The 22,546-nt window shown below is 53.0% G+C and carries 26 protein-coding genes and 1 tRNA gene; 9 read left to right on the top strand and 18 right to left on the bottom strand.

All coding sequences use genetic code 11. The features are described 5' to 3' along the window. Positions 1 to 13: 13 nt before the first annotated feature. The 8 genes from SIB68_RS11910 to psbB form a co-directional block, all read right to left on the bottom strand. Positions 14 to 289 carry a DUF2470 domain-containing protein gene (locus SIB68_RS11910; RefSeq protein ID WP_063400753.1) on the bottom strand — a complete coding sequence of 92 codons (276 nt, stop codon included), beginning with the start codon at positions 287 to 289 and terminating at the stop codon, positions 14 to 16. 195 nt (positions 290 to 484) lie between these two features. Beyond that, positions 485 to 1,762 carry an FGGY-family carbohydrate kinase gene (locus SIB68_RS11915; protein WP_063400752.1) on the bottom strand — a complete coding sequence of 426 codons (1,278 nt, stop codon included), beginning with the start codon at positions 1,760 to 1,762 and terminating at the stop codon, positions 485 to 487. Between the two features lie 7 nt (positions 1,763 to 1,769). Then, positions 1,770 to 3,029: a methionine adenosyltransferase gene (gene metK, locus SIB68_RS11920; RefSeq protein ID WP_063400751.1), complete on the bottom strand. Its 1,260-nt coding sequence runs from the start codon at positions 3,027 to 3,029 to the stop codon at positions 1,770 to 1,772. Between the two features lie 43 nt (positions 3,030 to 3,072). Continuing rightward, a complete protein-coding gene (locus SIB68_RS11925; RefSeq protein ID WP_063400750.1) occupies positions 3,073 to 3,849 on the bottom strand; it encodes an HAD family hydrolase in 777 nt (258 codons plus the stop codon). A gap of 16 nt (positions 3,850 to 3,865) precedes the next feature. Further along, a complete protein-coding gene (locus tag SIB68_RS11930) occupies positions 3,866 to 4,969 on the bottom strand; it encodes a 30S ribosomal protein S1 (protein WP_011131035.1) in 1,104 nt (367 codons plus the stop codon). A 101-nt stretch (positions 4,970 to 5,070) separates the two neighbouring features. Beyond that, the gene (gene nrdR, locus SIB68_RS11935) at positions 5,071 to 5,547 is read right to left on the bottom strand and encodes a transcriptional regulator NrdR (protein WP_011131034.1); all 477 of its coding nucleotides are present in this window, start codon (positions 5,545 to 5,547) and stop codon (positions 5,071 to 5,073) included. A gap of 213 nt (positions 5,548 to 5,760) precedes the next feature. Continuing rightward, on the bottom strand, positions 5,761 to 5,868 hold the full coding sequence (locus tag SIB68_RS11940; RefSeq protein WP_011131033.1) for a photosystem II reaction center protein T: 108 nt from the start codon (positions 5,866 to 5,868) through the stop codon (positions 5,761 to 5,763). A 51-nt stretch (positions 5,869 to 5,919) separates the two neighbouring features. Continuing rightward, positions 5,920 to 7,452 (bottom strand): photosystem II chlorophyll-binding protein CP47, encoded by a 1,533-nt coding sequence (gene psbB / locus SIB68_RS11945; protein ID WP_063400749.1) that lies wholly within the window; start codon positions 7,450 to 7,452, stop codon positions 5,920 to 5,922. A 251-nt stretch (positions 7,453 to 7,703) separates the two neighbouring features. Between psbB and SIB68_RS11950 the strand changes: the two genes are divergently transcribed. From SIB68_RS11950 to SIB68_RS11975, 6 genes are all read left to right on the top strand, one after another. Beyond that, positions 7,704 to 8,066: a 2Fe-2S iron-sulfur cluster-binding protein gene (locus tag SIB68_RS11950; protein ID WP_041384630.1), complete on the top strand. Its 363-nt coding sequence runs from the start codon at positions 7,704 to 7,706 to the stop codon at positions 8,064 to 8,066. A gap of 155 nt (positions 8,067 to 8,221) precedes the next feature. After that, the gene (gene psbM / locus SIB68_RS11955; protein ID WP_011131030.1) at positions 8,222 to 8,326 is read left to right on the top strand and encodes a photosystem II reaction center protein PsbM; all 105 of its coding nucleotides are present in this window, start codon (positions 8,222 to 8,224) and stop codon (positions 8,324 to 8,326) included. Between the two features lie 526 nt (positions 8,327 to 8,852). Further along, positions 8,853 to 9,308 carry an acyl-CoA thioesterase gene (locus SIB68_RS11960; protein ID WP_063400748.1) on the top strand — a complete coding sequence of 152 codons (456 nt, stop codon included), beginning with the start codon at positions 8,853 to 8,855 and terminating at the stop codon, positions 9,306 to 9,308. 90 nt (positions 9,309 to 9,398) lie between these two features. Further along, positions 9,399 to 10,457, top strand: a complete 1,059-nt coding sequence (locus SIB68_RS11965; protein ID WP_063400747.1) for a DNA-processing protein DprA — start codon at positions 9,399 to 9,401, stop codon at positions 10,455 to 10,457. Between the two features lie 9 nt (positions 10,458 to 10,466). Next, positions 10,467 to 11,387 (top strand): peptide chain release factor N(5)-glutamine methyltransferase, encoded by a 921-nt coding sequence (gene prmC / locus SIB68_RS11970; protein WP_063400746.1) that lies wholly within the window; start codon positions 10,467 to 10,469, stop codon positions 11,385 to 11,387. Continuing rightward, the gene (locus SIB68_RS11975; RefSeq protein ID WP_063400745.1) at positions 11,359 to 11,949 is read left to right on the top strand and encodes an L-threonylcarbamoyladenylate synthase; all 591 of its coding nucleotides are present in this window, start codon (positions 11,359 to 11,361) and stop codon (positions 11,947 to 11,949) included. The genes prmC and SIB68_RS11975 overlap by 29 nt, the downstream gene beginning before the upstream one ends. Before the next feature lie 858 nt (positions 11,950 to 12,807). Here the strand turns inward: SIB68_RS11975 and SIB68_RS11980 are convergent. Further along, complete coding sequence (locus SIB68_RS11980) at positions 12,808 to 13,158, bottom strand: hypothetical protein (RefSeq protein WP_063400743.1); 351 nt, start codon at positions 13,156 to 13,158, stop codon at positions 12,808 to 12,810. Positions 13,159 to 13,524: 366 nt separating this feature from the next. Further along, on the bottom strand, positions 13,525 to 13,830 hold the full coding sequence (locus SIB68_RS11985; RefSeq protein WP_063400742.1) for a hypothetical protein: 306 nt from the start codon (positions 13,828 to 13,830) through the stop codon (positions 13,525 to 13,527). Between the two features lie 482 nt (positions 13,831 to 14,312). Here SIB68_RS11985 and SIB68_RS11990 point away from each other — a divergent pair, with 482 nt between their 5' ends. Then, positions 14,313 to 14,486 carry a hypothetical protein gene (locus tag SIB68_RS11990; RefSeq protein WP_196757139.1) on the top strand — a complete coding sequence of 58 codons (174 nt, stop codon included), beginning with the start codon at positions 14,313 to 14,315 and terminating at the stop codon, positions 14,484 to 14,486. A 123-nt stretch (positions 14,487 to 14,609) separates the two neighbouring features. Here the strand turns inward: SIB68_RS11990 and SIB68_RS11995 are convergent. The 7 genes from SIB68_RS11995 to ctpZ form a co-directional block, all read right to left on the bottom strand. Further along, positions 14,610 to 14,681: transfer RNA gene (locus SIB68_RS11995), tRNA-Thr, on the bottom strand. Continuing rightward, positions 14,672 to 14,959 carry a response regulator transcription factor gene (locus SIB68_RS12000; protein WP_063400741.1) on the bottom strand — a complete coding sequence of 96 codons (288 nt, stop codon included), beginning with the start codon at positions 14,957 to 14,959 and terminating at the stop codon, positions 14,672 to 14,674. Before SIB68_RS12000 ends, SIB68_RS11995 begins: the two co-directional genes overlap by 10 nt. Positions 14,960 to 15,002: 43 nt before the next feature. Beyond that, on the bottom strand, positions 15,003 to 15,383 hold the full coding sequence (gene minE, locus SIB68_RS12005) for a cell division topological specificity factor MinE (RefSeq protein ID WP_063400740.1): 381 nt from the start codon (positions 15,381 to 15,383) through the stop codon (positions 15,003 to 15,005). A gap of 4 nt (positions 15,384 to 15,387) precedes the next feature. After that, positions 15,388 to 16,203 carry a septum site-determining protein MinD gene (gene minD, locus SIB68_RS12010; protein ID WP_011131020.1) on the bottom strand — a complete coding sequence of 272 codons (816 nt, stop codon included), beginning with the start codon at positions 16,201 to 16,203 and terminating at the stop codon, positions 15,388 to 15,390. A gap of 153 nt (positions 16,204 to 16,356) precedes the next feature. Next, positions 16,357 to 17,034 carry a septum site-determining protein MinC gene (gene minC / locus SIB68_RS12015; RefSeq protein WP_063400739.1) on the bottom strand — a complete coding sequence of 226 codons (678 nt, stop codon included), beginning with the start codon at positions 17,032 to 17,034 and terminating at the stop codon, positions 16,357 to 16,359. A gap of 35 nt (positions 17,035 to 17,069) precedes the next feature. After that, positions 17,070 to 18,311, bottom strand: coding sequence for an HD domain-containing protein (locus SIB68_RS12020; protein WP_063400738.1), 1,242 nt, complete (start codon positions 18,309 to 18,311; stop codon positions 17,070 to 17,072). 6 nt (positions 18,312 to 18,317) lie between these two features. Then, positions 18,318 to 19,640: a carboxyl-terminal processing protease CtpZ gene (gene ctpZ / locus SIB68_RS12025; RefSeq protein ID WP_236069055.1), complete on the bottom strand. Its 1,323-nt coding sequence runs from the start codon at positions 19,638 to 19,640 to the stop codon at positions 18,318 to 18,320. 68 nt (positions 19,641 to 19,708) lie between these two features. On the opposite strand from ctpZ, the gene petB reads away from it, so the two are divergent. Together petB and petD are read left to right on the top strand one after the other, a co-directional pair. Beyond that, a complete protein-coding gene (gene petB, locus SIB68_RS12030) occupies positions 19,709 to 20,365 on the top strand; it encodes a cytochrome b6 (protein WP_011131016.1) in 657 nt (218 codons plus the stop codon). A gap of 90 nt (positions 20,366 to 20,455) precedes the next feature. Then, positions 20,456 to 20,938: a cytochrome b6-f complex subunit IV gene (petD, locus tag SIB68_RS12035; protein ID WP_011131015.1), complete on the top strand. Its 483-nt coding sequence runs from the start codon at positions 20,456 to 20,458 to the stop codon at positions 20,936 to 20,938. 40 nt (positions 20,939 to 20,978) lie between these two features. On the opposite strand, the gene SIB68_RS12040 is transcribed toward petD, so the two are convergent. Next, positions 20,979 to 22,466, bottom strand: coding sequence for a glycoside hydrolase 100 family protein (locus tag SIB68_RS12040; protein WP_011131014.1), 1,488 nt, complete (start codon positions 22,464 to 22,466; stop codon positions 20,979 to 20,981). Positions 22,467 to 22,546 lie beyond the last annotated feature (80 nt).

A 22,546-nucleotide genomic window follows, 5' to 3' on the forward strand; every position in this document is an offset into this window, starting at 1 on the left:
TTATGAGGCCATATCAGCCAGATGATTTCGGCATGGCTTTCAGCATGGCCACCAGAGTGTGATGGGCATCTTCACTATCGGCGAGGGTGTGGTCGAACTTGATCTCTAAGGCATCCCCATCCACTTCAAGTTCCATCGTTTCCGAGGTGATTAAAATCATCTTGGCTGTTTGGGGGTCTTTAATTCCTCCGTAGTAACGCGCATAATTCATGACAGCCTCGGCATGGTCGCCATTCATGTGGCGACAGATGCGTGCACTGACATCAGGGGTGAGGGGGTCGGAGCTCATCAGCAGTGGTGTTGTAAATTTTGAGACTAGAGATTGGAGAGCCTGAAGTGAGCTCTTCCCACTAGGAGTTAGTCAAAGCGCTGTTAAAGAAGGAAGTATCTCTAGTTCGATCACATTGAAGCTCATTGAACTTGTCTTTATGACAACCAGTCCAGTCAAAATGTGGTCATGCCATTTGGTTAGCATCATTCAGAGCTAGTGATCCGCTTCTTGCTTGGTACTAACCAAGTTGTGTTGAGGAGAGATCGCTTGCAAGGCCAGACGGGCGACTCCGGCAGCTGGTGGGTTGGTGCAAGTCTTGACGGGTATGCCAAGGATCCGTTCTCTTAATCGACGCCATTGGGGATTGCGGGCACCCCCTCCCAGGCTGATCACTTGCTTGGGAGGTGGCGCGCCAAGTTCTTTGAGACGTTGCCAGCCTTGCAATTCGATGTGTGCGAGGCCTTCCAGCAGGCCATGGAGGTAGAGGGAATCGCTCACAGGTCGTGGATTTAGCTTTGGTTCGAGTGTGGGATCGTCAATTGGGAAGCGTTCGCCGGGGGCGGGAAGAGGGCGCAGCATTAGACCACTGTTGAACTCTGGATTGATCTGGCGGCTTAACTCTTTGAGCTCGGTATCACTGAACAGTTTTCGAAGGACGCTGCCCCCGGCATTGGAGGCTCCGCCGCAGAGCCATCGTCCGCCAACGCGATGGTTGGTGATGCCAGCACCACGGATTGGACCTTCCGTAAAACGTTTCAGCACAAGGGTGCTGCCCAGCACGGTGATGCCGTCGTCGGGACCTGCATTGGCAGTTAAAACAGCAGCATTGGCGTCGGTGGTCCCTGCTACTACGAGGAGTTGTTTCGGTAGGCCAAGGCTTTGGGACTGCTCAGATGCCACCGTACCCAGAACTTTGCCGCTGCTTACGATCTCAGGAAGTGCTGCCCGCCAGGCTGTTTCGGCAAAGCTGGCAGGCCAGGTCTGATTGACTAAATCCCAGCCGAAGCGCAGGTTGTTGCCTTCTTCTCCCCAGCACCAATTGCCTAGCAACCAGCCGCTGATCCAGTCCGCTTGATGGCGAAGCAGAACAGAGGGGCCATGTGTGCTGATTAGTCGTAGAGCTCTTGCCAGGCTGCTGCTCACACTTGAGGCTGGTTCTTCATGGGATACAAGGGAGATGAGTGTTGGCCTTTGTTCCGGGCAGCTCAGGTGATATGGCAGGGCTGTGTCGAGTGGTTTGCCAGAGCGGTCGCAGGCCAGCAGTGTTCCTGAGGTGCCATCGATAGCGACTGCACCCAGGTTTTGTCGCAGGCTGCTAGGTAAAGCACGAATCAGCTCTGTGCAGCAGGTTTTCCAGTCTTCAGGACTCTCAAGCCCTTTTGGATAGTCCGCTTTGCTTGTGTGGATCAGCTTGCCGTGCTCGTTGAGCACGGCAAGCCGTACGCCGCTGGTGCCAAGGTCGATGCCGAGCGCCAGGGACGAGTTAGGCATGGGGTTTCTAGAGGCTGCTTCCCTGTTTTTGTTGTTGGGCCTCTGCTTGAAGCAGAGTGGAGGCCTTGTCCTTAACGTCTTCCCAGGGAAGCTTTAGATCAGGGCGACCGAAGTGGCCATAGGCAGCAGTGTCTTGGTAGAACCGTCCTCCGCGTTGTTGAGGCAGCTGTCTTAGCTTGAATTGTTCAATGATGGCACCAGGTCGCAGGTCAAAATGGTCTTGCACCAAGGCTGTGAGTTGGTCATTCGTCACTTTTCCGGTGCCAAAAGATTCCACTAGGATCGAGACGGGTTTAGCCACGCCAATGGCATAGCTGAGTTGCACCTCTGCACGTTGAGCTAGGCCTGCTGCTACAAGACACTTGGCCACAAATCGTGCGGCGTAGGCGGCAGAGCGGTCCACTTTGGTTGGGTCTTTGCCGGAAAAGGCTCCACCACCATGGCGGGCATAGCCGCCGTAGGTATCTACGATGATCTTTCGGCCAGTAAGGCCAGCATCCCCCTGGGGGCCTCCGACCACAAACTTACCGGTTGGATTGACTAAAAAGCGGGTCGCCTCACGATTGGGTTTGAGGGGGAGGTCAGCAGTCGCTGGTTCTACGACATGGGTCCAGAGGTCTTGAGTGATCCGCTCACGGATTCCATTCTCATCCGAGAGGCCCTCTACCTCCGAGGTGTGTTGAGTGGAGATCAAAATCGTGTCGATCGCGACAGGACGGTCGTTTTCGTAGACCACACTGACTTGGGTCTTCCCATCAGGTAGCAAGTAGCTCAGAGACCCGTCATGACGGACTGCAGCGAGTTGACGGGCAAGGCGATGGGCGAGGCTGATGGGTAGGGGCATCAGCTCAGGGGTCTCGTCGCAGGCGTAGCCAAACATGATCCCTTGGTCTCCGGCTCCCACCTTGTCAAGAGGATCACCTGAATGGTCGTCGGCTTCATTAACCCCTTGGGCGATGTCTGGTGATTGTTGATCCAGGGCAACGAGCACGGCGCAACTCGTGGCATCAAATCCACCTGCACGAGCACCGCTATAGCCAATCTCGCGGATTACGTTCCTAACAAGATGGATGAAATCAACCTGGGCGTTTGAGGTCACTTCGCCTGTAATGAGGCAGAGCCCTGTATTGACAACTGTTTCACAGGCAACTCGGCTGCTGGGGTCTTGAGCGAGTAGGGCGTCTAGAACGGCATCACTCACTTGATCACAGATCTTGTCGGGATGCCCTTCTGTGACGGACTCAGAGGTGAAGACGTAACGGCTCATGGAGAACTGAAGTTATGCGTAATTTTAGGGTCTGCCTTGACGGCTACTTGACGGCTAGATCATTCCAGTGGTGGATAAGGTGGTGGTAGTTCGTCAGTGTTGGGGGTTGATTCCAGCCGGCCATGTAACCAAGGCTGAGACCTATACCAGCCTGTCGAGCCATCTGTAAATCGGAATCGGCATCACCAATCAAGGCGCACTGGGCGGGGGCTAATCCCATTACCTGGCAGAGTCTTTTGACGGCATTTGGATTGGGCTTAGCTGGTTGATGCTCAGCGCTCCAGAGCTCGGTCACCGTGTCATGAAGATTGTTTTGGTTCAGGAAGGTCTCAATCCCTGAGGCGCTGTCATTGCTAATCACGGCGCAGATCACCCCTTGTTGTCGCAGCGCTTGCAAGAGCGAAAGGGCACCTGGTAGCAGAGTCCTGGTTGTTACTAGGCAGGGCACTTCATTCTCAAGAGCATCCACAGCTGCGAACACTTCATTGGCCAGAGCAAGAGCCTGTGGCCAGCCTTCTCCGAGCAGACAGAACACCGTTGCTGTGGAGATTAAGTTGTGATGCCTTGACGCTACGGCGATGGTTCCGCCTGGATCGAGTCCTTCAGCGTTGAGGCCATAGGCAGCAGAGAGAAGCTCCTCAATTTTGCAAACCACACTTTCGCTGGCATTCCCTCCGTGAAACCTACGAATGGCTTGTTCGATTCTTCCCTTTGCCAGAGTGAGCAGATGGGGTTCGCTATGGCAAAGGGTGCCATCCTTGTCGAACAGCACCCCTTGGATCTTGCCGATGGGCGTCCCCCTCAGCAATAGTTGAGGCATGGGCTAGCTATCAGGATTAGTCGAGGGGGACAACTTCTGGATCTTCGCCTTCCTCGGCCTGCTCGAGCAGCATTTGCTTGTAGCGGGCGGCCATTTCTTCAGCTTTGTCAAAGACCTTTTGTGGATCGGTGAGCATGTCTCCGGGTTCGGGCTCAAGGGCCTTGGTCGATAGTGAAATTCGACCTCTCTCCGCATCGAGATCGATGATCATGACCTTCATCTGATCATTCACGTTAAGAACCGAGTGGGGGGTCTCGATATGCTCGTGACTAATTTCGGAGATGTGAAGTAGGCCACTCACGCCACCGATGTCGATGAAGGCTCCGTAGGGCTTGATGCCGCGAACGGCGCCGATGACGACTTCGCCAACCTCGAGGCGATTCATCTTCCTTTCAACCAGAGCACGGCGATGGCTCAGGACCAAGCGATTGCGTTCTTCGTCGACTTCGAGGAATTTCAAAGGTAGGAAGTCCGCGACAAGCTCTTCCTTTGGCTTGCGGGTGCTGATGTGTGATCCGGGGATGAACCCTCTCAGGCCTTCCACCCTGACCAGGGCACCCCCGCGATTGGTCGCAAAGACTTCGGAGTAGATGGTTGCATCTTCCTTTTGTAGCTGTCTTACCCGTTCCCATGCACGTTGGTATTCGATGCGGCGAATTGAAAGGGAGAGTTGTCCGTCTTCGTTCTCCTCACTCATGATGAAGAACTCGCGGATCTCTCCGGGAAGTAAGACGTCGCTGAGTCCTTCGACCCGATTGATCGACACTTCCTGAAGGGGCATGAAGGCTGCGGTCTTGGCCCCGATGTCGATCATTGCGCCCTTTGATTCAAGGGCAAATACCGTGCCGTTGACAATGTCACCTGGCTTGAAGTTGTAGTCGTACTTGCTCAGTAGTGATGCAAATTCATCGAGGGTGAATCCAGCTCCACTCAGGTCGTTTTTGGCTGCTCGGCTGCTCGGGTCATCGGCTGTTGGGACATCCTCTGGAATGCTCAGGTCTTCTTCAGCCAAGGCTTGCTTGGCAGCTTCGGCTGTTTCAGAAGTGGTATTGATTACCTGCTCGCTGCTAGTGCTATCAGCAGCAGAGTCCTGAACTTGTTCAGTAGGAGTCGCAGACATTGTTGGATGGCGGTATGCCCTATGGCAGTGCGCAAGGAAATCCGAGTGGCCCGCCGACCTTTCGGAATTAATTGATCACTCTACAGATTGACTCCTTATTCTCAGCGAACGGCTGCGAGCTGTTCCTTGTTGGCATGAATGCCTTCAAGTGCTGCTACGAAATCATTAACTCCACGGAAATCACGATATACCGACGCAAAGCGTACGTAAGCGACCTCGCTCATTTCCGATAGTTGGTCCAAAACCATTTCGCCGATCTCAGCACTATTCACTTCACGCCCACTTCTTTGCTGAAGTTGCAGTTCAAGCTCGTTCACCATTGACTCAAGTCTGTCTTGCTCGAGACCGGTTTTTTGACAGGCCAGCGTAAGGCCATTAAGGATTTTACTGCGATTGAAAGTCTCCCTATTGCCATTACGCTTCAAAACTGTGATTGGAACAGTTTCGACGCGTTCGTATGTCGTGAAGCGAAAGTCGCAATGTAAGCATTCACGGCGCCTTCTTACACTTCGCCCGGCATCAGCAGCGCGGGATTCAAGTACCCGACTATCAGTGTTTTGGCAGGAGGGGCATTGCATGCCCGTAAGACTCCAAACTTAGTGAACTAAGTCTAGACAGTAATTCGAGCCTTGAGAAGGACCTGTTGAACTGCATTCTCAGGCTTTAGTGCTGTAAATCCTTTGCGAGACAATGAGACTGCATGATTATTTGGATCAACGAGATTGGAGGAAGAAGTGCTTAAAGATAAAAAAAAAGCCCCGCCGAAGCGGGGCTTTGAAGAGATTGGCGTTTTATTTGCCACTGTCTTTGCCGATTTTCGGCGGATCACGGAATGCAACCGCGAAGAACAGGGTGGCAACCACCAGGGTCATTAAGAGGGTGTAAGCAAAAGCATCCATTGAGAGTCTCCGTAGGGTCGATCAGCTGAAGGTGTAGTTCCTGTGGAAGGCTTAAGTTTGCCCTGGAACGCGACGAGTAGAAGCGTCGCCCAACTTTTGGAAAACACCGAATTCAACTTGGTCGCCAAGGTCAGGATCGATACCGGCAAACACGTCGCGGTACAAGGTCCTAGCTGCATGCCACCAGTGGCCGAATAGGAACAAGAGCGCAAAGTTGACGTGAGCAAAGGTGAACCAGCCTCGAGGTGAGCTTCGGAAAACACCATCCGAAGCATAGGTCTCGCGGTCGAAAGTAAAGGCTTCACCAAGTTGAGCCTTGCGAGCCAGACGCTTCACATCAGCGGTATCAGTGAAGGTTTTCCCATCCATGGAACCGCCATAGATGGTTGCCGTTACGCCTTGCTGCTCAAAGGAATTCTTTGCTTCAGCACGGCGGAATGGGATGTCAGCACGCACGACGCCATTCTGATCTTCGAGTAACACAGGGAAGTTCTCGAAGAAATTCGGGATGCGACGGACCTGCAGATCATTGCCTGCCTTGTCTTTGAACGTGATGTGACCGAGCCAGCCAGTAGCAAGACCGTCGCCATTCACCATGGCACCAACCCTAAATAGACCGCCCTTTGCAGGGCTGTTACCTACGTAGTCGTAGAAGGCAAGCTTCTCAGGGATAGCGGCATATGCCGCCTCTTGAGTAGCGCCTTCATCCATGGCTGACTGGACACGACGGTTGATTTCAGTTCTGTAGAAATTTTGGTCCCACTGATAACGGGTAGGTCCAAACAGTTCAACAGGTGTGGCAGCAGATCCATACCACATCGTTCCTGAAACGATGAAGGCAATTGCGCAAACAGCAGCACAACCACTGGCTAAGACTGTTTCGATATTGCCCATGCGAAGGGCTTTGTAAAGCCTTTCAGGTGGGCGGTTGAGCATTTGGAAATGGCCACCAAGGAATCCAAAGATTCCTGCCGCAATGTGGTTCGCCACAATGCCGCCTGGGCTGAAGGGGTTGAATCCTGCAGCACCCCATTCGGGCGCGACATTCTCCATATGACCTGTTAGTCCATAGGAATCAGAGACCCACATCCCTGGACCATAAAGTCCTGATAGATGGAAGGCTCCAAAGCCGAAGCAAACGGCACCTGCAAGTGTCAGGTGGATGCCGAAGATTTTTGGAAGGTCTAAAGCAGGTTCTTGAGTACGTGGATCTAGCCAAAGATCAAGATCCCAGTAGGTCCAGTGCCAGATTGCGGCCAGCATTAACAGGCCACTGAAGATGATGTGAGCGGCAGCAACACCTTCGAAGCTCCAGAGGCCTGGATCAACACCGGTTTCACCGGTGATGCTCCAGCCCCCCCAGCTGCCAGTAATTCCGCAGCGGGTCATGAACGGCATGACATACATGCCTTGCCGCCACATGGGGTTGAGGACGGGATCCGAAGGATCGAAGATGGCTAATTCGTAGAGGGCCATGGAGCCGGCCCAGCCGGCTAACAGGGCTGTGTGCATGAGGTGCACGGCCAGAAGTCGGCCGGGGTCGTTGATAACGACCGTGTGCACCCGATACCAGGGCAATCCCATGGGTCAGGTTCGGGGGAACGAAACGAAGCTGCTAATGCAGCCAGACCCGCAGATCGTAAGACGTGCACCATTAAGTGTGGAGAAGGTTGTCGCTAGCTGCAACGTGCAGTGATACATGAATAGCTCTTAAAAGAGTGGGTTTGGAGGGCTATCGATTTCGTCAGGCTGAGGTTTTGCTGATATTCAGGCTTGGTTACAAACTGCAATGCCGCGCTTGAGACAAAATGGGTTGTCTTTTGCGTTCAAGATCCATGCCCATCATTCGCTTTGTCCGGGAAGGCAAAGATGTTGAGTGCAAGCAAGGCGAAAATCTCAGAGAGGTTGCCTTGCGCGAGGGGATGGAGCTCTACGGGCTGAAAGGAAAGTTGGGGAACTGTGGAGGTTGTGGTCAGTGCATTACTTGTTTTGTTGGAATTGAGGGGGAAAGCAAAGTTGGTGCGCTTTCTCCACGAACTGAGGTTGAGGAAATCAAGCTCAAGCGCCGCCCTGAGAATTGGCGCCTTGCTTGTCAGACCATTGTTATGTCGTCAGTGATCGTCGTGACTCGACCACAGGAAGCCCTGCTTAATGCCAAGAGTCGACTTGAGGCGGCGCGTGCGCAAAAGCTGTCTTAATAGGCCATCAAACCCCTCGAATCAGAGGGGTTTGATGGTGTGATCTCAGCTGGTTTTGAAAGGGCGTGGGCTGCTACGCCCGGTGACGAGGATTGAGCAGATTGCAGTTTGGGTAGCTTGCGGGTGATACTTTCCCGGAGTAATCCTCTGCGGCCATGCCTGTAAACAACTTCGGCTTCCTAGCCACCCTTCTGTTCGTAGCGGTTCCGATGTTGTTTCTGATTGGTCTTTACATCCAGACCAACAGCAACAAAAGCTGATCAACTTCTTGCTGGTTTGAAGGCCATCCGCTTGCCAGTTTCAACTGCGTTCTTGGTCCTGGTCAATCAGGACTGAAGCGGTTTCATCAACTCAGGTGAAGTTGCTCACCGGAACTCCCAACCAGCGTGTCGAGGTCCTAAAGGCCCTTGATCAGTTCTTGATGGCGACTCTCCCAAGCAATTGAAATTAGATCTGCGTTCTCTTTAACCGCCATCTGGGCCACCCTCGCTTTGATTCATCCTTGCTTGATGGGTGTACCCAATGCGTTGGGGCTGATTCTCATGAACTTGCCAATGTCTGGGCGGGGAAGGGGTTACAACTCTTTTGGTGGGGTTCCACGATCTAGCTGGACAGCTTTTAGGAATCCAGACTTAGCCGACAGATATCAGCTGTTTTGAACTTGGGGAGGTCAGTTCGGGTAGAGCATTTTCAGCATTGCTTCCAGCTAGTTCTTGGTCAGTAGGTTCTTTTGCAAGTTTTACCAGGCTTTGCAGCAGCCTATGGCGAGTGAGCTAGGACTTCAGCATGCTGATGACGAGTGAGAAGACTCAGCCTTGGAAGCTGCGTAGGCGGGTGTTACCGCAGCACACAGATCACGCTGGGGTGATGTGGCATGGGGCCTATGTGGCATGGCTGGAGGAGGCTCGAGTGGAGGCTTTGGCGCAGGTAGGCTTGCCCTATGCGCGGATCTCCGCAGCCGGATTGGAGATGCCTGTGGTGCGTCTTGAGATTCACTATCGTCGTGCGCTTCGCCATGGTGAGGTGGTAGAGCTGCAGAGTTGGTCTCTGCCCTGGGATGGGGTGCGATGGCCATGGTTCACAGTTTTTGCATCGGAGGCAGGGGATCGGGTCGCTGATGCTCAGGTGGATCTTGTGTTGCTCAATGTCATGGGCTCGAGGCGGCGGGTGCTACGTCAACCCCCAGAGCCTCTTGCGAGTGCTTTACGGCAACTACAACAGGGGGTCGAGCCGCGCCTATAAGATCATTGGTTCATACGTACTATTTTCCTGGTGGAATGTCGGCATTGGTGGTGGCTTTGGAGCCGCTGTCCAGGGATTGGAGCGGCTCGAATGGGGGACCTCGAGGCGCTAGGCCAGGCTCAAGAGGTCAGTCTGGCTGAGCTATGGACTTGGCCTGAGGAAAGGTTGCGCAAGGTGCTCTCCTGGCCGACAGCCTTGTTCAAAGACTTGAGCCTCCACCGCAGCAAGTGGGGAACTTGTCCAAGTGTCGACGTGCCGGAGGATGTCTTGTTGCCTGTGGATGTGCTTTGGCCGGAAGGGTTTCGTGCCTTGACGCGCCCTCCTTTGGCGCTTTTTTGGCAGGGCCGGCAGGAGCTTTTGGGATGCCTTGGGGCCCGTAGGGCGGTAGCAATTGTTGGCACACGACGGCCTTCGAACCATGGTTTGCGTGTGGCTGAAGCATTGGGTCGTGCTTTGGCACTAGCGGGTTGGCCTGTGATTAGTGGCCTTGCAGAAGGGATTGATACGGCTGCCCATCGCGGCTGTTTGGAAGGCGGTGGTGCGCCTGTGGGCGTCCTGGGCACACCGTTGCAGAAGGTCTATCCCCGGCAGAATGAGGGCCTTCAAGCTCTGGTAGCGGCTCAAGGGCTGCTAGTCACAGAGCAGCCCCGGGAGATTTTGGTCAAGCGCGGTTGTTTTGCAGCCCGTAATCGCTTATTGGTGGCCTTGGCAAAGGCTGTGGTCGTCGTCGAGTGCCCCGAGAGAAGTGGAGCCTTGATAACAGCGCGGCGGGCAATCGAGCAGCAATGTCAGCTGTTTGTCGTGCCCGGAGATGCAAGGCGATGGTCGGCCCTCGGTAGCAATGCTTTGTTGTTGGATCAGGCTTCCCCTTTGCTAAGCCCTGAAGCTCTTGTAAAACAACTTGGTACTGGTCCGCTGGCGGTTCATTCTCCTTCGGTTGCTTTTGATTTGTCTGGTTCTCGATCTAGCTCACGAGCTGGCCAGGATGGCGATACAGCACTGTTAAAGGCCATTGGCGATGGGGCGTCCCTGGAGGATTTGATGACCTGTCTGAATCTGTCTTCGGCGCGATTGACAGAACAATTGCTTCAGTTGGAGCTGCAGGGGGTTTTGGTGGCAGAGCCTGGGTTGTATTGGCGTTTGGCCTAGCCTGTTTCGATGGCATTGCTGGAGATTTCCGCAGCAGAGCTATTGGCCTGGCGTCGTTTGCAGATTGCTGAAGGAGGCCGTGCTGTTGATTTTGACTGGTTGCTTGATTTGGGTGGAGGTTTGCGCTGGAGCGATCTTCAGCAGCTTTATCTCGACCCACGCCGTTCAGTGCTGCTTGAGCGATCTCTTGATCAGCTCGCAATGATCTGGAAGCAACATCTTGATCATCACATTCCTCTTCAGCATTTGATCGGTTGCTGCCCTTGGAGGGATTTTGAGCTGGAGGTCAGTGCGGTGGCATTGATTCCCCGACAGGAGACGGAGCTGTTGGTGGATTTTGCTTTGCAAGCATTGGTTCGGAAACCTTTTGGTCGCTGGGCCGATTTGGGGACAGGGTCAGGAGCACTAGCTGTGGCGTTGGCTCGCGCTCTCCCTGTTTGGCGTGGACATGCAGTTGATTGCAGCATCGAGGCCTTGGCTTTGGCGAAACGGAACTTGCAAAGGCTTGCGCCCCATGCCTTATGGCAGCTGCATCAGGGCAGTTGGTGGGAGCCTTTGCGGCCTTGGTGGGGAGAGTTCAGCTTGGTGCTGGTCAATCCTCCCTACATCCCAGAAGTTGTAATGGCTCAACTTGAACCCGTGGTCCGTGATCATGAGCCTCATTTGGCTCTATACGGGGGAGCCGATGGGTTGGTGGCCACTCGTCAAATCATTGCTGGTGCCATGCAGGCCTTAGAGCCTGGTGGTTGGCTGTTCTTGGAACACCACCATGACCAGAGCGATGCCGTGCTGGCTTTGATGCGTCAGCAGGGTTTGGAGAATGTGGACTACAAGTCAGATTTACTGGGGGTAAGGCGCTTTGCCATTGCTCGGCGTCCTGATCATCAAGACTCTTTGAACCATGGCAGTGCTGCCCTCGGCTGTTCTTGACGCCAGTGCCTTGGCATCCAGATTGCATGCTGGTTCAGCGGCATTGTTGCCGACAGACACCTTGCCAGCTTTGGCGGCCGCTCCTGTTCACGCTGCACAGTTGTGGACGATGAAGCAGAGGTCGGCCGACAAACCTCTGATCCTGATGGGAGCTACTCCTGAAGAGTTACTTGCGCATGTTTTGCCGCTTGCTTTGGAGGATGCCTGGTCGATGGCCAGGCGCTATTGGCCAGGGGCCCTCACCTTGGTTGTACCGGCTTCGGGTGTGCTTGTTGAGGCTCTTAATCCTGGCGCTTTCACGCTTGGGTTGCGAGTACCGGATTGTGGAATGCTGAGGAACTTGCTGAAGCAGAGCGGGCCACTAGCTACCACGAGCGCGAATTTGTCTGGTGCTGTGCCCACTTTCTCTGCAGATGCTGCTCATACTTGTTTCCCAGGATTGCCATTGTTGGGGCCATTGCCATGGCCGACGCCTTCTGGTTTGGCCAGCACGGTGGTGGCTTGGCAAGGGGCCGGGCGTTGGCATGAGTTACGACGTGGTGCAGTGGTGCTTGAGCTTTGAATGAATCGTCTGATCAAGAGAGCCTGACGATTCAAATGGTCGAACCGAACTTGTTAAGAGGTGCATTTCAGAGACCACTTGAGTGATCTCTGAAACTCGTCTCCAACGCGGTGATTTGTTGAGGTTGTTGCTTGTAAAGAGAAGAGCTGTTGTTGATTGGTGGTAAAGCTTTTGCTGCTCTGCGGCCTAGTCACGAATCCCTATTCGTATCAGCCAGTTGAGTTCATCTAGCTCCTGCTTGAATTCGTCGATGTTTTTTTCACAAGTCTGGCGAAGTCTATCGAGTTGAAGATATTTTGTGCTATCTGTCTCCACATTATTCATTTGAGCAGTCAGGCTGTAAAAAGCTTTCCAACACTCTTTTAAAACATTATTGAGCTCACAGCCTCTATCGAGCTCTGATTGAGAGAGTTTTGTGAGCTTCACTCAATACCTTGAGATGCTGTTTAAACATAGAAATACCAGAGCCGAAGTACCAAGACCTTAATAATCCCTGCATTTTTAAACTGTTGCGAAACCCTGTCGCAAGGTTCGTTAAAGCATTTGATTTTGTTGGGCAATGCTATATCAGTGGTTAACTACTCTAGTTTAATGGCGTATACTGGCCATTATTATGGAGGCTAATTAATGCAAAAAATGCAAAAAGATGCAAAGCATTTCTTGTGAATTGATCTTTGCGCTGGTTGGTGAGGCTTTTAAGGCAGGGTGAGGTTGATTGATGGTCAGGTTTTTAATATCTTCCTGTGCTTTTTATTCAGGGCTTGAATTGTTTAGATCAACAATGTCCCGACCATTTGAATCTTTGTGCCAGCCGTTATTTTTTCTGCAAAGGCCAAAGTTGAGAAAGTCTAAGGCGATTCATTCTTGAAGATGCTTGGGGGATAAGTCGCCCAGCCTCTTAGTATCTTCTTCAGTAAAAAATTTCAAAACCTCATTTTTGATATCAAGCTCAAATGTTTGCTTGTCGAACACTAGCTCGCCTTGATTCAGCTTTATTGCAAGCTTTCGGATGGTTGTAGTAACACTCAGAAGCTTGACAGGATTCTTTTGCTGTTTGTTGATTTCTGCAACTTCTGCACTTGTAGGTTGTGGCATTATTGGAATTGGGTAGCCAAGTTCGATTGTTTTCTTCATTAGATCATCTCTCAATGTCTTTACTGCACCTGCTTGACTTGGGTCACCCGCAAGAATAGCCTCAACAAACTTCATTGGATCATTCCTTTTGGATTGGGATGAGTGAAGTAACGTTCTTATAGAGGCTTTGATGGCAGTGCAAGGCGAGATTGGGTTTCTCTGATTAAATCAGTTAGCAACCTTGATACTTCTTCTTTTTTGCTTGCTGCAATTGATTTGATCTTCGATAAGGTGAATTTGTCTGAAGTAATCCATTTAACGACTTCGTCCAATCCTTTATTTGGCCTTGACCATCTCAGTAGGCAGCCTAGTGCGATGACAATCTCATGGATATAGTAGTCGTGAATGTCAGTGGCAATAGTTTTCCACTGGCTGTTGAGATTTCACTGCTCTCAGAGTAAATGCTTGGCATTTTGTTAACTTTCTAGCCCTCAATCATTGCTAAACACCTTGATCTTTTGCCTCGACAAGAGCATCAGTTCTGCTTAGGCAATATGTGCTAACTGCAAACCATACGAGTTTCATTCTAAGTGTCTCTTCGTTGTCAAATTCGTCTTTCAAGTCAGAGTCTACATATCCTGTCTCCTCTATGATCTCATGGATATCGGCTTCAAAATGCTCGTAAAGATAATCGAGTTCCCATACTTCTCTGAAGTCGTCAAATCCTGCAGATATGCCTCGATGGTTAATCTCTCTAATCTCCTGTGAATTGCAGAAGCGCTGGTCCAGGAATTCTATAAATCTCATTGCCTTGGCTCTTGTTTTCGGAGGATCCTAGCAAGACCTTCTCTATTGGGCCCAAATGCGATTGGTACCATCAATCCTTCATTGCCTTTTGTTGTGGTTGCTTCCTGTTTTTGATGCATCTTCCTCTCATAAAATGGGATTGAGCAATCTCCATTAGCAGTGGAGATTTCTTGTCCTTGGAGATTTTTGAGCGGCTATTGTGAATTTTGTTTGCTTTCATATTTTGCCATTGGATCTGATTCTCTGATCAAGGTTTCCTTGCGAATGTCTTGGTCGTTGCCCCCGTGTTCAGTGTTGTCGATGGTTCTGTTTGGTTGGTGGCATTTTTTTGAGCTTGGGGTTAGAACCTCTTTGTAAGCTTCAGATCCTTTGATTGCGGCGTCTAGAAAGTAGACAGTTGTTCAATGATGGTCACCATCAACTCTTCACAATGTTGTCAGTCACGTGAAAGTGGCTTTGATGCCTAAATTGCCTTCCTTCACATGCTCTGGCTGATCGGCTTAGTATTTCTTCTTCAGGCCAGCTTTCATTGGCTATTAGAGCAGGCGACTGTGATTAGTACACCGATTTTTGAATTAAGGGGTCTGGGTTGGGTGCTGTTGTTGCTTGGAGCTTGGTTGCTCGCAGGGAAGGTGAAAGATCAGGCTGATGGTTGAGAGGTTTGAAGAGTTCTTTAAGACAGGACGTTCGACAAGTGTGTCCAAAAAGAAAGGCTCTTGTGCTCCCTTGATCTTCTTGTTTGGCAGCTTGGCTGTTGGTTGACATTCATCTTTCTGAAATGCCGGCTAACGGATTTGAACCGATGGCCTTCGCTTTACAAAAGCGCTGCTCTACCACTGAGCTAAGCCGGCAATCCTGGAAGTGTAACGACGGAGGTGGCTGCTTCTGGCTGACAGTTGGCAATCAGCCACAAGGTGAGTTCGAGTCGGCTTTGACAGCCGGTTTTGGCGAGGGCATGGCTGATGTGACTTTCCACGGTTCGTGGACTAAGGATCAGTCTTTGTGCGATGGCTTTGTTACTGAGACCCTCAAGCAACAAAGTCACCACGGATTGCTCCGCTGGGCTTAGTCGTTGCGTTCCAGCTGATGGAGGCAATGGCAAAGAGTTTGATTGATTTTGTGGCTGCATAGCAGCAAAGCAATTTCTTTCAGGATTCCCCCTCTTCTCCGCCCTATTCCATTGCTCCAGGAGTTGACACGGATTCTTGGCTACTGACAGCCTTCTCTTGGCTACTGACAGCCTTCTCTTGGCTACTGAGAGCCTTGGCTTGGTTACTGACAGCCTTGGCTTGGGAACGTTTGATCGGCAAGTTAGCCACTAAGGCCGTCATGCGATCTTCGGTTTCAAGGCTTACTTCGCCTTCCTCAAGGTCAATCTCCACGTACTTGGCAACGACCTCAAAGATTTCGCGCCGCATTTGATCGAGCAGTTCAGGGCTTAGATCGCTGCGGTCATGGGCAAGCACCAGCTGAAGGCGCTCCCTTGCCGTTTTGGCACTGGCTGGTTGGCGGCCCAGCAATTTGTCAAGAATGTCTCGCAGAGTGGTTGCCATTACGTCAAAAGATCTTGGTTTGCATCAAGCGCCACACCTTTTCGCGTAGTCCCAGTCCTTCCTTGGCCGGATCGATCAGAGGAACATCTTCCCCTTGCAGGCGACGCGCAATGTTGGAGTAGGCACGAGAGGCTGGAGAGTTGTTGGCACTGAGGGTGAGCGGCTCTCCGCGGTTGGTGCTCACAATCACCTGTTCGTCCTCTAGAACTAAACCAAGCAAGGGCAGCGCCAGGATGTCGGTTACATCGTCTGCGGCCAGCATCTCTTGATTGGCCATCATCTTTGGACGCACCCTGTTGAGCACCAGCTGAACAGGGCTTACGCCATGGGTGTTCAGTAAGCCGATGACACGGTCGGCATCGCGCACTGCCGAAACCTCAGGCGTTGTGATCACGATTGCTTCCTTGGCGGCAGCAACAGCATTTTTGAAGCCGTCTTCGATCCCCGCGGGGCAATCAATCAATACATAGTCGAATTGCTTGGCCAGCATCGCGGCAATGCGTTGCATGTCCTCAGGTTTGAGCCACTCGAGCATGCGGGGGTTCCCGGCGGGCAGAAGGGAGAGGTTTGGCTCCTGCTTGTGTTTCACCAGGGCCTGATCAAGCCTGCAGTTCTCTGAGAGCACTTCCTGGGCGGTGTAGACGATTCGGTTCTCCAGGCCCAGTAGTAGATCGAGGTTGCGCAAGCCGAAATCGGCATCCAACACAACGGTTTGAACTCCAAGCTTGGCAAGAGCGATACCCAGGTTGGCGGTGAGGGTGGTTTTGCCGACACCTCCTTTTCCGGAGCAGATCAGAATGGTGCGTGTCGTTGGCGCCACGGGCCATTGAAAAGTGCGGTCAGCTTAAGTGGCCTAGGCAATAGGCCCAAGAGAAATGGTCCAAGGTTTGCAATGGAACAAATGGGCTTTGTTCAACGGGGTATGAGCCGGAGGCTTAATCGTGATGTGTGTTTGCCTTTTGAGGCTGAAGAATTAACCGTTGAATCTGTTAGCCCTAGCAGGCTCGATCATGATTGTGCCTGCTTCAAGTCGGGCCTCTTCTGCTAAGCCAGGTTGGGGTTGATCTTCAGGGCCTCGAGCAACTGCATCGGCAATACGCAGCTGAAGTGGTCTGAGTTGTAGGGCCACAATTTTTGCTTTGGTGTCGCCGTCCTGTCCGGCGTGAGCAATGCCGCGGAGTCGCCCCCAAACCATCACGTCGCCTCCAGCTGATATGCGAGCGCCGGGGTTGACATCCCCGAGTAGCAGTACGTCTCCTTCTGCGCTCAGATGGTCGCCTGATCGCAGAGTGCCTTGGTGGAAGAGCAGTTTTTGGGGCGTCTTGGGCTTGGGTTGTGTATCGCTAGAGCGTGTTTTGGAGCTGTTTCCCTGTGGAGAGGCCATATGCGTTGGATAACCCAGAGCAGCAGCGCTGACAAGGGTTTCTCGCAAGTTGGCGTGAATTCTGGTCAGCGTCACTCCTTCTTTGTTCAGCAGCTCCCTCAGCTGATGCAGGTCCCGGCAACCCAGATGCCAGTCGCGGCAATCGAGTTCGGTGGGCCCAGGATCAAGTTCATTGAGCATGGCCGGCAATGTTTCTCGCCAATGTGCTTCTCGGCACCAGGGGAGTGTGAGTCGTTGTGCCTCAGGCTCGCTCACCTCGATCTCCAAGACCCTTTTCAGATGAGGACGCTAGGCCAGTCCGTCTAGGTTGCCAGCGCAGCTTGAAGCTCCCCATGAATCTCTCGGGGATAAATCAACCATGAAGAGTCGGCTGGGGTAATCAAGCTGGCGACCAGAGGAGAGGCTTGCTCGAGGGCTCGCAATTGCCTTCCATCCCAAAGACGTAGCCCTCCTTTGTAGGGGTGATACCCGCGCTGTTGCTGATGGCGTAATCCACAGCAGAGCGCTGGATCGAAGCCTTGGCGTTCAGCTATTTGCCGAGCCAGAGTGAGGACCTCTAGCTGTTTGCTATGGCTTAGATGTTCCACTGCAAGGGCTTTCAGGAGGTGGCGATTGAGGAAACGTTTGCAGAGTTCGGCTAGAGGTGCAGGTCCCTCGTCTTGCCAACGCAGGAGGTGATAACCGGTGCGCAGGTCATCATTGGCCAGGAATGTGTCGAGGTCGAGTTGATTGAGGCTCCAGAGCCAGGTGGCCATGATCTTGTCGGCCCAAACATGAGCAGCTCCGAATTGGCGAGCGGTGCGCACCACCTGCTCAAGCAGCCAGTTGCAAACAACATTGAGACGGTGGTTATAGACACTGCGGTACATCAGGTTGCGTACGACCAGGTAGTGCTCAACTGCCATGAGGCCTTTTGGATGAATGGCCATGGCTCCATCAGGCGCCAGGGTGAGGGCGGAGAGGATTCGCTCGAGGTCGAGCTGGCCGTAATGGGTGCCTGTGCTGTAGCTGTCTCGCAAGAGATAGTCGAGTCGGTCGCAGTCCAGTTGGCTACTAACCAGAGCCTTGATCACGCTGTGGGGTGAACTGCCCTGTTCAAGAAGATTGGCTACTCCATCTGCAGTGCCCTGGGCGTAGGCCTCAAGGGGCGCACGCACGGCGGGATGTTCTCTGACTAAACGCGCCGACCAGGTCTCATGGTCCAGACCAAATATTTCCTCTCCGGTATGGCTTAGGGGGGCATGGCCGAGGTCATGCAGTAGGGCCGCTCCATAGAGCAGTCCGCGATGTTCCTCTAGGCCTGAGTCGAACTGCAGCAACCTTTCCAGAGCAAGGCGTGCGAGATGGAACACACCAAGGGAATGGGTGAAGCGACTGGACTCAGCTCCATGAAATGTGAGGAAGGCTGGCCCAAGCTGACGGATGCGGCGCAGCCGCTGGAATGGTGCCGCATCGATTAACTGCATCACCATGGCCTCTGCTGCATCGCTGGCATTGAGGGTGATGCCGCGATGGAGAGGGTCGTGATACGTGCGCAGACTCATGGATCATCACGATTCTGCTGAGTTTTTTAATTCAACATCTTCAGCACTATCGAGCTGAAGATCTTCTGTGGTCGCTAACTGGGCATCCTGATCGCGGTCGAGTTGGGCCTCCATCCAGAGTTCAGCATCATGCAACCAACGGTCTTCTTCCCCGCCAGGATTGAGGGGTTCAGGAGGATCCAGAGTCCGATCAGGCTCGATGCCCTGGTTTTGAATGTCTCGGCCGCTTGGAGTCATGTATCCGGCTACCGTCACGGCCAGGCCACTGCCGTCGCTCAGGTTGGTGAGTGTTTGGATCAGACCCTTGCCAAACGTGCGGCTACCAAGCAGCTGTGAGCGGCTGTTGTCTTGCAGGGCACCAGCCAGAATTTCGCTCGCGCTGGCAGTCCCGCCGTTGACCAGTGTCACCATCGGACCGTCATAAAGGGTTTCAATTGCAGAAGGGATTGCTTCGTTAATGCGCTCTCGGTTGCGTGTCTCCACGATTGGGGAGCCACTCAGGAAGTCATCCGCTACTGCTAGTCCAGAGCTCACTAACCCACCGGAGTTATTGCGCAGATCTAGAACTAGGCCTTCAATCTCTTTTTCTGACAGTTCCTGAAGTGCTTCTTTGACCTGTTCGGGCACTCCTTCGCTGAACTGGGTGATGCGTAGGTAGCCCAGGGTGTGTTTAGCACTCCTCAGTCGGCGGGTCCGTACTGGCCTGAGATCCACACTGCGTCGCTCGAGGGTGAGTTCTTCGCTAGATCCATTTGGGGGTTGCAGCTTTACTACAACTTGTGAGCCCACTTCTCCCCTCAGCCTTGCCGCTGTGGCTTCGAGGCCAAGGGATTGTGGAGACTGGCCATCCACGCTGAGTAAGGCCGTGCCGCTTGTGACGCCTGCATCGGCCGCGGGGGACCCTTCAAGCGGAGCGATAACCACGACCTGGCCATCTTCAGCGCGGGCCCCCAGCTGTAGGCCAACGCCGTTGATCTCGCTGCCCAAATTGGCGGTTTTTATGGCGGTGTAGTCGTCTGGTCTCAATAGTCTTGTGTAGGGATCTTCAAGTGGAAGCAGCATCGCTTCGATGGCCTCATAGGCCTCATTACTACTGTTGATTGTTTTCTCTAATGCCTGCTCTCTTAGCCTTCGCCAGTGCACCTCATCGAACTTGGCTGGGTCTAGATATCCCTGGTTGACGAGCCGCCAGCTTTCAACGACCAGTTGTTGAGCATCATTCAATGCCATGGCTGGAGCCGCCATCAGCAGCACGCCAAGACCCAGGCTCAGCCACGCAAGCCATAGGCGCCGCAGCGGATGTGATCGGGAGTTAGTAGTCGGCAACATTGGCTTCATGCCGGGTGCTGTCCATGCAGGACGTTAAGTAGACTCTCGCAATCCGGACCCTCATTTGCATGACGAACTCCTCACCTGTCTACGACTGGTTTCAGGAACGTCTTGAGATTCAGGCCATAGCTGACGATGTCAGCTCCAAGTACGTGCCTCCGCACGTCAATATTTTCTACTGCTTAGGCGGAATCACGCTGGTGTGCTTCCTGGTTCAGTTCGCGACAGGTTTCGCGATGACCTTTTACTACAAGCCCACTGTGACTGAGGCCTATAGCTCTGTGAGCTATCTGATGTCAGATGTCAGTTTCGGCTGGTTGATTCGTTCTGTGCATCGCTGGAGCGCCTCGATGATGGTGTTGATGCTGATCTTGCACGTCTTTCGCGTCTACCTCACTGGCGGCTTTAAGCGTCCGCGAGAGCTCACCTGGGTTACCGGTGTTGTGATGGCTGTGATCACCGTTTCTTTCGGGGTAACCGGCTATTCCCTCCCATGGGATCAAGTCGGGTACTGGGCTGTGAAGATCGTTTCAGGCGTGCCTGCTGCTATTCCCGTGGTTGGAGACTTTATGGTCGAATTGCTTCGCGGTGGCGAGAGCGTCGGCCAGTCCACCCTGACTCGTTTTTATAGCCTTCACACCTTTGTGCTGCCCTGGCTTCTTGCAGTGTTCATGCTCATGCATTTCCTGATGATCAGGAAGCAGGGCATTTCAGGACCGTTGTAAGCGTCAATCATTCAGATTCAAATCCCACTTCACGTTTTTATATTTCAGTTCAGCACCGACTTCATTCGCTAACTATTCGGCCAAAATCCCATGCACATTCTTAAGAAGCCCGATTTCTCTGATCCAAAATTGAGGGCGAAACTGGCCAAGGGCATGGGGCACAACTACTACGGGGAGCCTGCTTGGCCGAATGATCTCCTTTACATCTTCCCAGTCGTGATTCTGGGCACGTTTGCTTGCCTGGTTGGTCTTGCTGTTCTTGATCCCGCGATGTTGGGTGATAAAGCAGATCCCTTTGCAACGCCTCTAGAGATTCTTCCTGAGTGGTATCTCTATCCGGTGTTTCAGATTCTTCGGGTTGTTCCGAATAAGCTGCTTGGCATTGCTTTGCAAACCCTTGTTCCTCTCGGGTTGATGTTGATTCCCTTCATCGAAAGCGTTAATAAGTATCAGAATCCATTCCGCAGGCCAATTGCGATGGCCTTCTTTCTATTCGGAACTGTGATTACGATTTATCTCGGCATCGGTGCTTGTCTCCCCATCGACAAGTCGCTAACTCTGGGTTTGTTCTGAAAAGTTTTAAAAGTCAAGATTTGCTCGCATCAACCCGGCTTCACGCCGGGTTTTTTGTTGCGTTCACTTCATGAGTTGGCAGAAGTTCATCGAGATCCAACCACAACACGTCGTCGGGGCAGACGCGTAGAAGGTGGTGAAGAAGTAGAAATCCCACCATGGTCCAGGTTTGGTAGGTCCTTGACTGCTGTCCTACCCAGGTGCCTGTTGGTCCATCAAAGTATTCCGCCCATTTTTGACGCGGCAGTTGGTTTAATTGGCTCCAGTAGCACTCCTCTAGTAGGGCGCGCATTTCACCCATCAGCAGCACGTCGGCCTCAGGATGACGCCGTTCATGTAACAAGATTGAGGCTCCGAAGAACCAGAGCAGGCTGGGCCAGTGTCCGCCGTTGTGATAGCTCCATGGCCAGTTTTTCGGGTCTGAACCTGTCTTGTTCTGCCATTCCGCCCCTTCCATGGGCGGATGGCAGATGCGCATGGGCATCTGAGCCATCAGATGCTGTCGGTTGTGAAGCACCAGTCGGAACAGAGCGCGCTGTTGCGGGGCGGTGAGCAGCCCAAACAGGCAGGCTAGGGAGTTCCCGAGACTGTAAAAACGAAAGTCAGGTCGTCCGGTGCGGATGTTGCCGATGAGATAGCCACCCCGGTTTTCAAGCCAGTCTTGAAGCCAGTCGGGAACGACCTGTGGCTGCACGTTGAACTCGTTTTGGTGCTGGTTGTCGCCGTATTGCTCTGTGGGCCTTCTCCGCAGCACCTGCATGGTCTTGCTGGTGACCCAGTAGTGCTTGAGCAGGAATTGACGTAGGTCATGCACCCATTGGCGGGTCAGTAAGAGACGTTGGTCGAGAAGCCGACTGACATGAGTTTTGCGACTCAGTTCCATCAGCTCGATGCAGCTGCGCAGGCAGGCATAGAGCAGGACTTCCACTTCAAGTGGTGCCCCCCAAACATCCATGGGGCGGTCAATCATGAATGAGCAATCCTGCACAAATAGAACTGGAGTGCCCTCGAAGGTGGGATGCAGCACGAGATCGAGCATCAGCTGCACACCTCGTTGGACCTTTTGGTTGGTGCCGAAGTTTTTGTCACCGCTGCGCTTGACATAAAGCCAGCACAAAATGGGCCACCAAAGGCTTGCGTCCACAGAGGTGATCCTGCCGATTGAGCGCTGGCCATAGTCAGCAATGAGCTCGCCTTGTTCCTCAACGAAGCTGGTGGGGAACACCCCGCGTGTCTGATATGTGGTGCTTTGCAGATCTAGGCAAACGCTGAGGAATTGCTTCACCTCCTTGTAACGCTTTTGGGTGAGTAGGTAGATCATCACGGGCACGTTGTCGCGCAGGAAGACCTCGCCGTAATTGAGAGCTTTGTTATGGGGCTGATGCTCAAGAGCCGCCACGCTGCCTGCCACAGTGCCGCCTACTTCGATCAGCGTGCGTTCGAAATGCTCCTTGACCTGCTCCACGACCTGGTCTTCATTGGAGTTGGGACGAACCCTTTGGTTTTGCTGGTTTAAGCGTCCGGCCATGGACTGATATGCAATGCATTTGCCAAACGCTAGTGATGGCAGCCCTGACCAACAGTGGAAGCAACTATGGAGATGGGAGC

The sequence above is a fragment of the Prochlorococcus sp. MIT 1323 genome (assembly GCF_047304905.1).
In the GTDB taxonomy this organism is placed as follows: domain Bacteria; phylum Cyanobacteriota; class Cyanobacteriia; order PCC-6307; family Cyanobiaceae; genus Prochlorococcus; species Prochlorococcus marinus_D.

Bases quoted from the DNA above. Each gene is read 5' to 3' on its own strand.
- SIB68_RS11910 (WP_063400753.1), bottom strand. From the start codon at position 289: ATGAGCTCCGACCCCCTCACCCCTGATGTCAGTGCACGCATCTGTCGC.
- SIB68_RS11915 (WP_063400752.1), bottom strand. From the start codon at position 1,762: ATGCCTAACTCGTCCCTGGCGCTCGGCATCGACCTTGGCACCAGCGGC.
- metK (WP_063400751.1), bottom strand. From the start codon at position 3,029: ATGAGCCGTTACGTCTTCACCTCTGAGTCCGTCACAGAAGGGCATCCC.
- SIB68_RS11925 (WP_063400750.1), bottom strand. From the start codon at position 3,849: ATGCCTCAACTATTGCTGAGGGGGACGCCCATCGGCAAGATCCAAGGG.
- SIB68_RS11930 (WP_011131035.1), bottom strand. From the start codon at position 4,969: ATGTCTGCGACTCCTACTGAACAAGTTCAGGACTCTGCTGCTGATAGC.
- nrdR (WP_011131034.1), bottom strand. From the start codon at position 5,547: ATGCAATGCCCCTCCTGCCAAAACACTGATAGTCGGGTACTTGAATCC.
- SIB68_RS11940 (WP_011131033.1), bottom strand. From the start codon at position 5,868: ATGGATGCTTTTGCTTACACCCTCTTAATGACCCTGGTGGTTGCCACC.
- psbB (WP_063400749.1), bottom strand. From the start codon at position 7,452: ATGGGATTGCCCTGGTATCGGGTGCACACGGTCGTTATCAACGACCCC.
- SIB68_RS11950 (WP_041384630.1), top strand. From the start codon at position 7,704: ATGCCCATCATTCGCTTTGTCCGGGAAGGCAAAGATGTTGAGTGCAAG.
- psbM (WP_011131030.1), top strand. From the start codon at position 8,222: ATGCCTGTAAACAACTTCGGCTTCCTAGCCACCCTTCTGTTCGTAGCG.
- SIB68_RS11960 (WP_063400748.1), top strand. From the start codon at position 8,853: ATGCTGATGACGAGTGAGAAGACTCAGCCTTGGAAGCTGCGTAGGCGG.
- SIB68_RS11965 (WP_063400747.1), top strand. From the start codon at position 9,399: ATGGGGGACCTCGAGGCGCTAGGCCAGGCTCAAGAGGTCAGTCTGGCT.
- prmC (WP_063400746.1), top strand. From the start codon at position 10,467: ATGGCATTGCTGGAGATTTCCGCAGCAGAGCTATTGGCCTGGCGTCGT.
- SIB68_RS11975 (WP_063400745.1), top strand. From the start codon at position 11,359: ATGGCAGTGCTGCCCTCGGCTGTTCTTGACGCCAGTGCCTTGGCATCC.
- SIB68_RS11980 (WP_063400743.1), bottom strand. From the start codon at position 13,158: ATGAAGTTTGTTGAGGCTATTCTTGCGGGTGACCCAAGTCAAGCAGGT.
- SIB68_RS11985 (WP_063400742.1), bottom strand. From the start codon at position 13,830: ATGAGATTTATAGAATTCCTGGACCAGCGCTTCTGCAATTCACAGGAG.
- SIB68_RS11990 (WP_196757139.1), top strand. From the start codon at position 14,313: ATGCTCTGGCTGATCGGCTTAGTATTTCTTCTTCAGGCCAGCTTTCAT.
- SIB68_RS12000 (WP_063400741.1), bottom strand. From the start codon at position 14,959: ATGCAGCCACAAAATCAATCAAACTCTTTGCCATTGCCTCCATCAGCT.
- minE (WP_063400740.1), bottom strand. From the start codon at position 15,383: ATGGCAACCACTCTGCGAGACATTCTTGACAAATTGCTGGGCCGCCAA.
- SIB68_RS12020 (WP_063400738.1), bottom strand. From the start codon at position 18,311: ATGAGTCTGCGCACGTATCACGACCCTCTCCATCGCGGCATCACCCTC.
- ctpZ (WP_236069055.1), bottom strand. From the start codon at position 19,640: ATGTTGCCGACTACTAACTCCCGATCACATCCGCTGCGGCGCCTATGG.
- petB (WP_011131016.1), top strand. From the start codon at position 19,709: ATGACGAACTCCTCACCTGTCTACGACTGGTTTCAGGAACGTCTTGAG.
- petD (WP_011131015.1), top strand. From the start codon at position 20,456: ATGCACATTCTTAAGAAGCCCGATTTCTCTGATCCAAAATTGAGGGCG.
- SIB68_RS12040 (WP_011131014.1), bottom strand. From the start codon at position 22,466: ATGGCCGGACGCTTAAACCAGCAAAACCAAAGGGTTCGTCCCAACTCC.